Source organism: Providencia sp. PROV076 (genome assembly GCF_028483405.1).
Classification (GTDB): domain Bacteria; phylum Pseudomonadota; class Gammaproteobacteria; order Enterobacterales; family Enterobacteriaceae; genus Providencia; species Providencia huaxiensis.
Genome location: NZ_JAMPRR010000003.1, coordinates 300882 through 314247, shown reverse-complemented (window position 1 = coordinate 314247; position 13366 = coordinate 300882). Strand labels below are relative to the sequence as shown.

Here is a 13366-nt window from a genome sequence, read left to right as displayed (position 1 = left end):
TTCGGCTTTTAAGGCGTTTTCTAATGCAACTTGTTGCTCTGCTTGTTCCGTTTTCTTCGCCAGAGAAACTTGAATTTTTTCTGCTAATTGTTCTTTTTCTACCAACTGAGTTTGTAATTGCTGGTTTTGTAACTCTAATAATTTACTTTTTTCTTGCTGGGCGACTAAAGACGATGCAACACCATCTTTTTCACTTTTAACGGTCGCTAATTCATTTTCTTTCTGTTTCAACAGTTCTTTTTGCTGTAAAAGTTCAGCTGTCACTGATTTCATCAGCTCATCAGCGTTACCCGCGACTTGCAGTTGATTTTTAGATTCCAACTCTAATTTTGCAATATCCGCAGTTAGTTGCTCAATTTTCAAATTTGCAGCAGCAAATTGCTGTTCTTTATCTGCTAATTGCTGTTTAAGTTGGGCTTGTTCAACGACACTTTCATTTAATTGTTTTTCAAGTTGAGCAATCGTTTCTTGGGTTTGCTGATTTTCTTGACTCAATTGATCAAGACTATTTTGCTTTTGCTCAATTGTTTTTTGAGCATCCGCCAGTTTAGTCTTTAATGTGTCAATTAAAGATTGGTCATCTGATGAATTGACAATTGCCTGTAATTGCGCGATTTGCTCTTTACTTTTCAGAACGTCATCATTTAGTTTATCAATCTCAAATTGTTTTTCCGTAATTGTATGCGTTAATTGCGCGATACTCTTATTATGATTAATGAGTTCAGAAACGAGTTGTTCATCATTGAGCAAATGATTATAGGCAATAAGTTGGCCTACACCTTGAGCAATACCAAACTTATATAGATGTGCTAATTGCTGACGTTCAATTAATTGCGCCAATTGCTCAAGATAAGCAGAGGTATTAATACCTGTTGGCTTGGCAAATTTAGATGCATATAAGCCGAGTGGGTCAAGAACCAATTGATATTTTGCAAAATCTTTGGCTAGATAAGCAGGATCCCATTGATTGCTTTGGAAGAAATAAGGGTAAGACGACAACAAAATAGGGGATGCCCCATTTTCTGTCGTCACCGCACACACTTCAGAAAAAGTCGTTTTTTCCGGTTCAGCAGGCTCTGCCTTCGCAACATCTACTTTCTTTGTTGATGCCGCAGCAGATTTATTCTTCCCTGTAGCTTTGCCTTTCGTTCCTTTATTCGCTGCCGCAGATTTTTGTTTCTCTTTTGGAGCAGGAACAGTAGATAGCGAAGAAAAGATTTCATAACCCTGGTTTTGTGTATTAACTGGCAATTGTTGCTTTTGTTCTTGTACTTTGCCTTCTTTTTCCATTTGAAGATAAGTATCAAAATCATCAATTACATTGTTAAAGCGCTCTGCTTTTGGAGCATGACTAAAAAAAGTCGTAACAAGTGCCAGTGACACACAAAGCCTAAGGTTTATTCTCATAATCCACTAATTTTCTTCAATGTTGATTCGGTAGACAATACTGAGTTATAACGAACTTTTGCACACAATACTTTGGTTTTAGATTCTATCGCCATTTGTAATAATTCAATTGTGTCAGGGCTAGCAGTCCCTTCAACTTGTCGATATAGACGGTTGATTTCGCTAACTTCTTTAAATGAACCTACTAAGCGATTGTAATCTTTTGGTGAGAGTGTTTTGAGCGCGTTTAATTCTTTAACACACGTATTCAAATGAGCAAATGTTTGCTGATCAGCACCCGCTTCACCATAAGTTGTAGAAGCAACTGGTGTACGGTTAATTGCGTTGTTTAAAACTTTTTGAGATTCAGGATAAGAGTTATCAGCCTGGCCTGAATTGGTATCAACAGTCGATTGTGTTACCGGTTGAGTGGTACTTGTATTGACTACCTGTTTACTTGGGGTATTCGGTGTTGCTGTATTGTATGAGTCTGAGCCAAATGTACAACCTGAAAGAAGAGCTGTACCTGCTATAAGCAAAGATGCAACATAAAATTTATTTTTTAAAAACATATGGTTACCTTACCAGCACTTTTCTTCGCTATTATAATGATGTCAAAAAAACCTAGTGTAAGCTAAAAATTAGCTATTTTCTATAAGTCCGAATGTAGAAATAGAGTCATCTCATAAATTTAGATTAGCTTAACTTTAGTTTTAAAATTATTTTATTGCCACATTTTCATTAATTTTATGAGCTAATTCCCACTAGTCACCCTATAAAGGGATAATTCTACACCTTTGCCGTAATTTTTTATTATTTTATGTCAGAGAACGGTCGAGTTACTCTATAAACCTTGTAAGCGACCCAATTCTTTCCAAGTAAATTCTTATTTTAGTTCTGTCACCTGTAACAATTGTTAACAAATAAAATATTCACTCACAAAAAAATAAACCTTTTTCCATTTTTCAAGCTGCTAACACATTTTAAACTTGTGATATAACAATAAACGTCATCATACAAAAAATGAGTAACCTGCTTAATTCAATTCTACAGGCTAACAATAATTAAAAATTATAAATAGGATCAAGTTTTTATCAAAATACGTATTTATTGATGCTAAAAATGCGTAATAGAGCATAGCAGTTATCTGCCATAATTACTTATATTAAATTGATACGATTCGTAACTCAAATCTATTTTTAATAAAATACATTGATTACATAGCCATAATCACTAAAAAAACACTTTTCAGTGATTTTATTTCACCTTACTCATTTCGCGTCTAGTAAATAGTGTTTTATCTTATAACTAAAATGAACTGCTTGAATGAAACATAAGAGGAGTCAATATTGATAGCTTATAAATATTAATATATGCCCGGTATTAACCGGGCATAATGGCATTTAAGCTTTGCTAGGACGTAAAGCTGGGAATAAAATAACATCGCGAATAGTATGACTATTAGTGAATAACATCACCATACGGTCAATACCGATACCTAAACCTGCCGTTGGCGGCAAACCATGCTCTAATGCGGTAACATAGTCTTCATCATAGAACATTGCTTCGTCGTCGCCTTCATCTTTTTGACGAACTTGCTCTGCAAAACGTTCAGCTTGGTCTTCTGCATCGTTTAATTCCGAGAAACCGTTACCGATTTCACGACCACCAATGAAGAACTCAAAACGGTCAGTAATGAATGGGTTATCATCATTGCGACGCGCTAATGGTGAAACCTCAGCAGGATACTCAGTGATGAATGTCGGCTGGATTAAGTGGCTCTCTGCAACCTCTTCAAAGATTTCACACTGAATGCGGCCAAGCCCCCAGCTTTTCTCAATTTTGATACCAATTGATTGAGCAATTGCCACCGCTTTATCCATATCATCCAAATCAGCAACGTTGGTTTCAGGACGATATTTGCAAATCGCTTCTTTCATAGTGAGTTTGGTAAAAGGTTTACCAAAATCAAACTCTTGCTCACCATACTGAACAACCGTGTTACCTAAAACATTTTGTGTCAATGTACGGAACAAATCTTCTGTTAGCTTGATCAGATCACGGTAATCCGCATACGCCATGTACAGTTCCATCATGGTGAATTCTGGGTTATGACGTGGAGATAAGCCTTCGTTACGGAAGTTACGGTTGATTTCAAATACACGTTCAAAACCACCAACAACTAAGCGCTTCAAGTACAGTTCAGGCGCAATACGTAAGTACATATCGATATCTAATGCATTATGGTGAGTCACAAATGGACGCGCAGAAGCACCACCTGGAATGACTTGCATCATTGGGGTTTCGACTTCCATAAAACCGTAACCAACCATAAAATTACGCACTTCAGCAAGGATCTTAGAACGAACAATAAAAGTATGACGAGATTCATCATTCGCGATTAAGTCAAGGTAGCGCTGACGGTAACGTGTTTCTTGGTCTGATAAACCGTGGAATTTGTCAGGTAATGGGCGCAATGCTTTGGTCAATAAACGGACTTCATGACAATGAACAGTCAACTCACCTGTTTTGGTTTTAAATAAACGGCCTTTAGCGCCTAAAATATCGCCTAAGTCCCATTTTTTAAACTGTTCGTTATAGATGCCTTCCGCTAAATCATCACGGGAAACATAAATCTGAATACGCCCACCAACGTCTTGTAACGTTGCGAATGATGCTTTACCCATGATACGACGAGTCATCATACGGCCAGCAATCGACACTTCAATATTTAGGTCTTCAAGCTCTTCGGATGTTTTATCATCATATTGCGCATGAATTTTATCGGAAATATCTTCACGACGAAAATCATTTGGAAATGGAATACCCTTTTCACGCAGTGCCGCTAACTTTTCTTTACGGGCTTTAAGTTCGTTATTCAAATCAGGTGCTTGTTCAACACCTTGTTGTTCCTGAGACATTTTTTCCTCACAGGCCAGCTTTTAAACTAGCTTCAATGAATTTATCCAAATCACCATCCAGTACGGCTTGCGTGTTACGCGTTTCCACACCAGTACGTAAATCTTTTATTCTTGCATCATCAAGGACGTAAGAACGAATTTGGCTTCCCCAGCCAATATCGGACTTATTCTCTTCCATCGCTTGCTTGTCTGCATTTTTCTTCTGAATTTCCAGTTCGTATAACTTCGCTTTTAACTGGCGCATCGCTTGGTCTTTGTTTTTATGCTGTGAACGGTCATTTTGGCATTGCGTCACAATATTCGTTGGAATATGTGTGATACGAACCGCTGACTCTGTTTTGTTAACGTGCTGACCACCAGCACCAGAAGCACGGTATACATCAATACGTAAATCCGCTGGATTGATTTCGATATCAATATCATCATCAACTTCAGGATAAATAAACGCAGAACTAAAAGAAGTATGACGACGCCCACCTGAGTCAAATGGACTCTTACGGACTAAACGATGAACACCTGTTTCCGTTCTTAACCACCCGTAGGCATAGTCACCAATAATTTTGACCGTTGCCGATTTTAGCCCAGCAACATCACCATCAGACTCTTCGATAATCTCGGTTTTAAAGCCCTTTGACTCAGCCCAACGCAAGTACATGCGCAATAACATACTTGCCCAATCTTGCGCTTCAGTACCGCCAGAACCCGCTTGTAAGTCTATGTAGCAGTCTGCACTATCATATTCGCCTGAGAACATACGACGAAATTCAAGTTGCTCTAATTTGCCTTGTAATTGCTCTAACTCAGCTTCTGCTTCATTGAATGTGTCTTCATCATCCGCTTCAACCGCAAGCTCTAATAAACCTTCAACATCTTCAAGGCCTTGCGTCATCTGGTCAATTGTTTCAACAATTGCCTCAAGTGATGAACGTTCTTTACCAAGGGCTTGCGCTCTTTCGGGTTCATTCCAAACATCAGGCTGTTCAAGCTCAGCGTTGACTTCTTCTAAGCGTTCCTTCTTGGCATCATAGTCAAAGATACCCCCTCAGAACCACTGTCCGCTCAGACAGGTCCTGAATCTTACTTTTTATTGGGTTTATTTCAAACGTCATTTTTCAATATCTTATGGTTAGTCAAAAATATTTTTTTGTTCACAAACCGCTTAGTATAGCGGAATTTATCTCATGTTTATAGCGCCATAAAACGCTATTTCATCGTTATTCAGTGTGTTAATTACCCGTTTAATCCGGCCAAATATGTTCAATCATTAATTGTACGTTTTTTTGCCCTCGAAACTCGTTTACATCCAATTTAAAGGCTATTTTAGCTTTTTTGATACTATTATCTGGCCATCGGCGCACATCAATATTAAACATTATTGCATCTAACATTGGCCCGCCATTCACCGGCTCTAACATGAGTTTTAGATGACGCTCACCCACTAGCCTTTGCTGTAATAATTGGAATTCACCATCAAATACTGGCTCGGGGAATGATTGTCCCCAAGGGCCACTCTCTCGAATAAGTTCCGCTGTTTCTAAACAAAATTCATTGCGAGAAAGCTCACCATCACTCCATATCACTCCAGCAAGTTGTTCAGGCTGAATAAGTTCCCCCATCAATAGCTCAAAGTGATGTTTAAAAGCATCAAATTTATCCACTTCAAGCGTCAAACCTGCCGCCATCGCATGACCACCGAACTTCTGCATTAACCCCGGTTGTAAGGTATTCAAGCGTTCAAGTGCATCGCGCATGTGCACCCCTTGAATAGAGCGCCCTGAACCTTTTAATAAGCCATCACCAGCAGGGGCAAATGCAATAACCGGACGATGGTATTGTTCTTTGATCCTAGAAGCCAATATCCCTACAACGCCTTGATGCCATTCGGGGTGGTAAATGGCTAGGCCATTTGGTAACTGGTTTTCACCGTATTCGAATTGGTTAAAAAGCACGAGAGCTTCTTGCTGCATACCCGCTTCAATCTCACGGCGAGTTTGATTTAGCCCATCCAACTCATTTGCTAGTTCCCGCGCATAGGCCATATCGTCAGTCAGCAATAATTCAATGCTCACCGACATATCATCTAACCTACCTGCCGCATTTAATCTAGGACCAAGTGCAAAACCAAAATCATTTGCCACTAGCCTTGATAAATCCCGCTTGGAAACCTCAACGAGGGCTTTAATACCCGCGCAACAACGCCCCGCTCTAACACGATTAAGCCCTTGATGAACTAAAATACGGTTATTTACATCAAGAGGAACCACGTCTGCGACAGTTCCCAACGCAACCAAATCAAGGTATTCGGCTAAGTTAGGCTCTGCCACGCCTTGTTGCACAAACCAACCTTGCTGGCGTAAATACGCACGTAATGCCGACATTAAATAAAATGTGACACCAACTCCTGCTAATGATTTAGAGGCAAAGCCACACTCGTTTAAATTCGGGTTGATTATCGCATCCGCAGCAGGCAAAGTTTCCCCCGGCAGATGGTGATCAGTAATAATGACATTTATTCCATAATGGCTAGCTACTTCAACGCCTTCATGGGATGAAATGCCATTATCAACGGTAATAATGAGATTCGTTCCTTGGTTACGCGCTTCTTCAACCACCAAAGGCGTTAAACCATAACCATTTTCAAAGCGGTTCGGAACAATATAATTGATATTCCTATATCCCATTGATTTTAAGGCTCTAATAGCTAACGCAGTACTGGTTGCTCCGTCGGCATCAAAATCCCCAACAATGGTGATAGCCTCATGTTCATTTAAAGCACGATAAAGTAGCGGTAATGCCTTATCAATACCCGATAATGTCCGATAATCCAATAAATTGGCCGCTTTACGCTCTAACTGAGTGATATCGGTGACGCCTCGGTGTTGATAAATCCGTTGTAATAGTTCAGGCAAGCCAGGAAGTTGAGCAGCAGAACTTTGCTGCTGCCTTTGTTGTAAGAGTGTTTCTACATTCACAATAATTAACTATTTTTCGTTGAGTAATTGAACAAGGGCATCCGGTTTCATGTAGCCAGGTAGTAATTGCCCATCCGGTAGGATGATCGCTGGTGTTCCCGTCACTTTAAATAAATTACCCACACTCATATGTTTACTTAGGTCAATTTTGCAATCTTCAATCATGGCAATTTCCTCACCTTTAAACGCTTGAGTTAGCGCTTTTTGTGGTAGGCCATTACACCAGATAGACGCCATTTTTTTCCCTACGTCGCTGTCCGCACCTTGACGTGGATATGCAAGATAACGCACCGTGACACCTTGGCTATTTAGTTCACCAACAGATTCATGTAATTTTTTACAGTAACCACAGCTAATATCGGTAAAAACGGTCACAACATGCTTTTCCTGCGGCGCTTTAAAAACAATCATTTCACCTTTGAGCGCTTCTACTTTTTTCATTAATGGCTGATTACTGATATTAACCGGGTTTTTACCGCTCATATCATAAATTGGCCCTTGCAATAAATATTTGCCGTCATCAGTGATGTATACAACACCCGTTGATGTTTCAACAACATTCAGCCCAACAATGGGTGAAGGTTTAATCACTTCAACAACCATGTTGTATTTTTCCAACGTATCACGAATAACTTTTTCTTCCGTTGCCCCATAGACTGAGGAAGTCAACGTTGCAATACATGCAGCAGCCAATAATATCAATTTGCGTTTCATAAATAGTCCTTTAATCATGCATCACCCCCTTGGATGATGCTGCTCATGTAATACTCGTAACCGCTCAGTCGCTACATGAGTATAAATTTGTGTGGTTGATAGATCACTATGACCTAACAACATTTGTACCACGCGTAAGTCTGCCCCATGATTAAGTAAATGAGTTGCAAATGCGTGTCTTAAAACATGCGGTGAGAGTAGCTCGCTATCAATATGTGCAAGTACTGCGTAATATTTTATTCGGTGCCAAAACGTTTGCCGAGTCATTTTCGTGCCACGCTTACTCGGGAATAGAATATCGCTCGTTTTGCCATTTAATAAATCTGGGCGACCTTCATCAATATATTTCTCTAGCCAATATATTGCCTCTTCCCCCAAGGGAATCAATCTTTCTTTATCGCCTTTACCGACAACACGAATAACCCCCTGCCGCAAACTAATATCTGAAAAAGTTAAACCAATTAATTCAGAAACACGCAAACCACATGCATATAGCACTTCCAGCATCGCTTTGTCACGTAGCTCTAAAGCATCTTCGGTAGCAGGGGCATTCAATAAATCTTCAACTTGTCTTTCACTTAAATCTTTGGGCAAACGCTGCGGAATTTTGGGGGCAGCAATCACCGCTGAAGGGTCATCCAAACGGATTTTTTCCCGGTACAAATATTGAAACAACCGACGCATCGCACTTAATAAACGTGCTGAACTCGTTGCTTTATATCCACAATCAATGCGTTCAGCAAAAAAAGATTGTAGGTCAATTGATTGAACATTTTCTAAATGCAACTGATGTGCATCAAGCCATTTATCTAATAATTGAAGGTCATTACGATAAGAAGCCAATGTATTTTCGGCTAGATCTTGTTCAAGCCAAATTGTATCAAGGAATTGTTCAATTAATGGATTAAGTTGTTTTATTTCCACGACAGATAAGCTTCCTTTAGATAATACCACACGATTCTATTATGCCTGAATGTGGCTGCTTCTGTTACAATACATCTCTTGTGATGAAAACCATAGCTGGACATAGTAATAATATATATGAAAATAGGTCTTTTTTACGGTTCTAGTACCTGTTATACCGAAATGGTTGCAGAAAAAATACGTGATATTCTCGGCGATGATTTAGTCACACTTCATAACGTTAACGATACACCGCCGGCAGAAATGGAACAGTATGATGTTCTTATTTTGGGAATACCTACGTGGGATTTTGGTGAAATACAGGAAGATTGGCTTGAAATTTGGGAAGCGCTTCCCAATCTTAACCTCGCAAATAAAATTATTGCGATGTATGGGCTGGGTGACCAAATAGATTATGGCGAGTGGTTTCTTGATGCCCTTGGGATGCTCTACCACCAACTGAAACCAACCGGTGCTAAATTTGTTGGCTTCTGGCCGACTGAAGGCTATACCTTTGATAGCCCTAAACCACTCAATGACACCGGTGATATGTTTGTTGGCCTTGCATTAGATGAAGTCCACCAGTTTGAACAAACTGATGAGCGCATCGCACAGTGGTGTGTACAGATTTTTGAGGAAATTGAAGCGTTGTTATAATGCAAGTATGGCGCAAGCTTATATTAGCTTGCTTATTGATAACCCAAAGTGAGGGTTATCTACATACTCTCAGGCTACCCATGCGGTTTATCGCCAGTGATCTTGGTAGCCTAGATATCAGGGTATTGCAGTAATAACTGGTTTAAATTACGCCAATTCTCTTCTGACACAGCATCTTTCGCTATCCATAAATGAACCTTTTGCGGTTTACCTTGCAAAGCTTCTAGTGTCAGCAATACCCCATAACGGCTAAGCCAAGGCGCTTTCAGTATTCTCCACTCATTTTTCTTCCATTGAACCTTATTGCCATTAACCAGTACAGCAACCCCTTTTATTTTACTGATATTTTTCTGGCTCTTTGCCCAACTCGTAACGACAACCACTAATAGCGGCAACCATATCATTGAGTTATCAGGGGACCATGGAGCCAATAGTAAAAACATCCCAACAACCCCATGAACACAGGTTGAGAACAATTGAGTTTTCCATGAAATGGAGAGATTAGATTTCCACAGGACCACGATTTTTATTTTTTTCCTGAATCAGTTTAATCATACGAAAAAGTTCGTCATCATCTGGGCGACCATGATTCATTAACCAATTGAATAAATCAGGGTCCGCACATTCTAATAAACGGACAAATACCTGCTTATCGTGAGTTGTTAGGTCATCATATTCATACTCAAAAAACGGCATGATTGAAATATCTAATTCACGCATACCACGACGGCATGCCCAATGAATTCGCGCTTTATTCTCAATATCCATTCTACTACGGCCTTTTTTGCAGTTAACTGATTAGATTGATTATTTTCCATACTCTAACAGATTATCCGCTAAGAAAACATGTTATAGACTACATTGTTGTAATTTTAGTAGTAAAATACCGTTTTTCTACAAACAGATGATAAAAAACTATTAGATAATACAGCTTCATCATAATAACTACTTGCAATGTTATCTAGCTATTTTACCATTAGGCACCTTTATCTATCAAAGAACAACAGGTGAAATCATGACTAACCACATTGATAGTACACAGCAGTTTCCTCTCGGATCTCAGTCTTTACCACTCGTTTTGATTTCACTGGAAAACTGGGAACTTATTCATCTCCACGGTGCTGATGCAGAGAAATACCTGCAAGGCCAAGTGACCGCGGATATTGCCATACTCACTCAGTCACATGCATTAACAGCACACTGTGATCCCAAAGGTAAAATGTGGAGTGATCTCCGCTTATTCCATCACTTAGACGGTTATTCATATTTATTGAGAACCAGCGTTGCCGATTCACAACTTGCTGAGCTGAAAAAATATGCAGTTTTCTCAAAAGTCACCTTTGAAAAAAAACCGGACCTAAAATTAATCGGGGTCGCAGGTAAAGGTGCAAGAGAAGCGCTGGCAACATTATTTACTGCATTACCTGACGAGCAAAACCAAGTCATTACAGACGGTGCTTCCACAATATTGCATTTTGCATTACCCACAGAGCGTTTTTTGGTGATCACCAACGAAGAAACCGCACAAAAAATGGCTCAAACCTTAGACGCTATTCAAGTTAATGATGAACAATGGCTAGCCCTTGATATCGAAGCGGGTTTTGCCGTTATCGATCAAGCAAATAGTGCCCAACATTTACCTCAAGCCACTAATTTGCAAGCCCTACCTCACGGTATCAGCTTCAAGAAAGGCTGTTATACCGGGCAAGAAATGGTTGCACGTGCAAAATTCCGTGGTGCAAATAAACGCGCGATGTACACCTTGAAAGGCACAGGCACCACTATTCCTGTTATCGGCGAAGGTGTGGAATGGCAGCTTGGTGATAAATGGCGTCGCACAGGAACTGTTTTAGCAGCTATCCGCTTAGGTAGTGGTGAAATTTATGTACAGGTCATTATGAATAACGATATGGAAGCCGATAGCGTTTTCCGTGTTATGGGTGATGAGCAAAGTCACCTAACCATCGCACCATTACCTTATTCATTAGAAGAGAATTAATTGGAGTTTTTATGTCATCTGCATTAGGTAGCAAGCCCGTAGAGGTGGTTAATTTTGGGGCTTTTACCGAAGTCGTCCAATTTTTAATGGAATTAGATAAACTCAAAAGCGTTTATCGTAAAAATAAGTTATTGAACCGTGAACGCCAAGAAAATACGGCAGAGCACAGTTGGCAATTTGCGGTTGCAGCAATGAGTTTTGCACCTTATGTGCAAGGCATTAATATCGAACATGCGATAAAGCTTGCCCTTGTGCATGACATTGTTGAAATTGACGCAGGTGATGTATTGGTCTTTGATAATGCAGCTCGTGATGCTATTCATGAAGAAGAAGTTAAAGCCGCTAACCGTATCTTTAACTTGTTGCCTAGCCCACAAGCTGAAACCCTTTTAGCATTGTGGAATGAGTACGATGCATTAGAAACGCCAGAGTCTGTCTATGCAAATGCCATTGACCGAGCGATGCCAATGCTAATGAACTTGCACAATCAAGGACAAAGTTGGGTTGAAAATAATATCCGCCTTGAGCAAGTACTCAGTAAGTGTGATTATATCGAGCAAATTCTGCCTGAATTTTATCAGCAGTTAAAATTACAGTTAGAACTCGCCCAACAAAAAGGTTGGTTGTTGTAATTTTAGCCAAAAGCGGCTGAAAAGCCGCTTTATTTAACGTGTTACACTCATCTAATTTATATTGTCCGTGACAAGATATACTTTTCACTAATTCATTATTTTAATTTAAATAATAAACTACTTTATATTCTATATATAATTATTAATCTCGACTAATAAAGAAATATCAATATTAATAACTTGCTAATTATTAATATCACTCCTATCTTTATCATTGAACATTTGCCTGAGAGGTTTAAAATGCAAAAATTCAATGAATATTCAACCCCTTACCTTTTGCTACTAGATGTCCATTCACCCGCAATAATTCAATTCAATAAATCAACACATCAAACAATCCCAATTATCGAAGGACTCGGTGGAACTCCTGACGGCATTGCCATTGATCCTACTAATCGATTAATTTATTGGAGCAATATGGGGGATGATTATGACGCTGACGATGGCTCCATCAATGTGATGAATTTTGATGGCACAGGCAGAAAAATGCTATTAGGCAATGGAAAAGTAAGAACGCCAAAACAATTACACCTTGATTTAGTGAATCAACGATTATATTGGTGTGACCGTGAAGGCGGTATGGTTTCATCATGTCATGTCGATGGTTCTGATTTATTAATCCATGTAGTAAGGCCTCGAGATAAACACAATAACGTAGATATATTAGACCAGTGCGTTGGTATTACTGTTGATGTTGCAAATAACTGGCTCTACTGGACACAAAAAGGCACCGCTAAAGGCAATTTAGGCCGTACTTTTAGGGCACCATTAACACCTAAAACCCAGCAACCAGCCAATCAACGCACTGATATTCAATTGCTCCTTCAAGACCTACCCGAGCCTATTGATTTATTGCTTGATGAAGAAACCCATATTTTATATTGGACAGATAGAGGCGCTGAGCCCGATGGCAATAGCTTAAATTGTGCCAATATTGCTTCTGATGGATTGAGCCATTACAAAGTAATAAGCCGTGGTTTTAAAGAGGCGATTGGGCTCACATATGATAAATCAGCACAACTAATGTATATCGCCGACCTTAATGGGGGTGTTTACCAAGCCGTTATGGAAACAGGCGAAGTGGAAAAACTATATCAAGGTAAAAATTACACGGGTATTTCACAATATTCGGGCTAGAGATACCCATAATAAAGGCTTGATTTCAGTAAACTACCGAAATCA

The 13366-nt window shown here is 39.5% G+C and carries 13 protein-coding genes; 4 read left to right on the top strand and 9 right to left on the bottom strand.

The annotated features are described in order from the left end of the window. The 7 genes from PSF67_RS03775 to xerD form a co-directional block, all read right to left on the bottom strand. Window positions 1-1383 (bottom strand): hypothetical protein (locus tag PSF67_RS03775; protein ID WP_272676542.1); only part of this gene is annotated, 1383 nt, incomplete at its 3' end. A 20-nt stretch (window positions 1384-1403) separates the two neighbouring features. Further along, window positions 1404-1958, bottom strand: a complete 555-nt coding sequence (locus PSF67_RS03770) for a hypothetical protein (protein WP_239979519.1) — start codon at window positions 1956-1958, stop codon at window positions 1404-1406. An 831-nt stretch (window positions 1959-2789) separates the two neighbouring features. After that, the gene (gene lysS, locus PSF67_RS03765; protein WP_102137438.1) at window positions 2790-4307 is read right to left on the bottom strand and encodes a lysine--tRNA ligase; all 1518 of its coding nucleotides are present in this window, start codon (window positions 4305-4307) and stop codon (window positions 2790-2792) included. 7 nt (window positions 4308-4314) lie between these two features. Beyond that, a protein-coding gene (prfB, locus tag PSF67_RS03760; protein ID WP_102137437.1) for a peptide chain release factor 2 occupies window positions 4315-5416 on the bottom strand; the annotation gives its coding sequence in 2 pieces (ribosomal slippage) (window positions 4315-5337 and window positions 5339-5416; 1101 coding nt in all). A gap of 129 nt (window positions 5417-5545) precedes the next feature. Then, window positions 5546-7279, bottom strand: a complete 1734-nt coding sequence (gene recJ / locus PSF67_RS03755; RefSeq protein WP_102137436.1) for a single-stranded-DNA-specific exonuclease RecJ — start codon at window positions 7277-7279, stop codon at window positions 5546-5548. A 9-nt stretch (window positions 7280-7288) separates the two neighbouring features. Beyond that, window positions 7289-7993, bottom strand: a complete 705-nt coding sequence (dsbC, locus tag PSF67_RS03750; protein WP_195697522.1) for a bifunctional protein-disulfide isomerase/oxidoreductase DsbC — start codon at window positions 7991-7993, stop codon at window positions 7289-7291. Between the two features lie 21 nt (window positions 7994-8014). Next, window positions 8015-8917: a site-specific tyrosine recombinase XerD gene (xerD, locus tag PSF67_RS03745; RefSeq protein WP_102137435.1), complete on the bottom strand. Its 903-nt coding sequence runs from the start codon at window positions 8915-8917 to the stop codon at window positions 8015-8017. Between the two features lie 117 nt (window positions 8918-9034). Here xerD and fldB point away from each other — a divergent pair, with 117 nt between their 5' ends. Further along, complete coding sequence (fldB, locus tag PSF67_RS03740; RefSeq protein ID WP_166267688.1) at window positions 9035-9553, top strand: flavodoxin FldB; 519 nt, start codon at window positions 9035-9037, stop codon at window positions 9551-9553. Between the two features lie 110 nt (window positions 9554-9663). Here fldB and PSF67_RS03735 read toward each other — a convergent pair whose 3' ends face one another. Next, complete coding sequence (locus tag PSF67_RS03735) at window positions 9664-10074, bottom strand: protein YgfX (protein ID WP_272676541.1); 411 nt, start codon at window positions 10072-10074, stop codon at window positions 9664-9666. Further along, window positions 10055-10321: an FAD assembly factor SdhE gene (gene sdhE / locus PSF67_RS03730; protein WP_004261864.1), complete on the bottom strand. Its 267-nt coding sequence runs from the start codon at window positions 10319-10321 to the stop codon at window positions 10055-10057. The genes PSF67_RS03735 and sdhE overlap by 20 nt, the downstream gene beginning before the upstream one ends. A gap of 247 nt (window positions 10322-10568) precedes the next feature. Between sdhE and ygfZ the strand changes: the two genes are divergently transcribed. The 3 genes from ygfZ to PSF67_RS03715 all read left to right on the top strand — a co-directional run bounded on the left by ygfZ (window position 10569) and on the right by PSF67_RS03715 (window position 13321). Beyond that, window positions 10569-11552: a tRNA-modifying protein YgfZ gene (ygfZ, locus tag PSF67_RS03725; RefSeq protein ID WP_166267686.1), complete on the top strand. Its 984-nt coding sequence runs from the start codon at window positions 10569-10571 to the stop codon at window positions 11550-11552. Between the two features lie 11 nt (window positions 11553-11563). After that, window positions 11564-12184, top strand: a complete 621-nt coding sequence (locus PSF67_RS03720; protein ID WP_102137431.1) for an HD domain-containing protein — start codon at window positions 11564-11566, stop codon at window positions 12182-12184. A gap of 240 nt (window positions 12185-12424) precedes the next feature. Then, window positions 12425-13321 carry a YncE family protein gene (locus tag PSF67_RS03715; RefSeq protein ID WP_272676540.1) on the top strand — a complete coding sequence of 299 codons (897 nt, stop codon included), beginning with the start codon at window positions 12425-12427 and terminating at the stop codon, window positions 13319-13321. Window positions 13322-13366 lie beyond the last annotated feature (45 nt).

Excerpts from the sequence above, each read along its gene's own strand:
- dsbC (WP_195697522.1), bottom strand. The coding sequence starts at position 7,993 with ATGAAACGCAAATTGATATTATTGGCTGCTGCATGTATTGCAACGTTG.
- PSF67_RS03715 (WP_272676540.1), top strand. The coding sequence starts at position 12,425 with ATGCAAAAATTCAATGAATATTCAACCCCTTACCTTTTGCTACTAGAT.
- lysS (WP_102137438.1), bottom strand. The coding sequence starts at position 4,307 with ATGTCTCAGGAACAACAAGGTGTTGAACAAGCACCTGATTTGAATAAC.
- PSF67_RS03720 (WP_102137431.1), top strand. The coding sequence starts at position 11,564 with ATGTCATCTGCATTAGGTAGCAAGCCCGTAGAGGTGGTTAATTTTGGG.
- sdhE (WP_004261864.1), bottom strand. The coding sequence starts at position 10,321 with ATGGATATTGAGAATAAAGCGCGAATTCATTGGGCATGCCGTCGTGGT.
- fldB (WP_166267688.1), top strand. The coding sequence starts at position 9,035 with ATGAAAATAGGTCTTTTTTACGGTTCTAGTACCTGTTATACCGAAATG.
- PSF67_RS03770 (WP_239979519.1), bottom strand. The coding sequence starts at position 1,958 with ATGTTTTTAAAAAATAAATTTTATGTTGCATCTTTGCTTATAGCAGGT.
- ygfZ (WP_166267686.1), top strand. The coding sequence starts at position 10,569 with ATGACTAACCACATTGATAGTACACAGCAGTTTCCTCTCGGATCTCAG.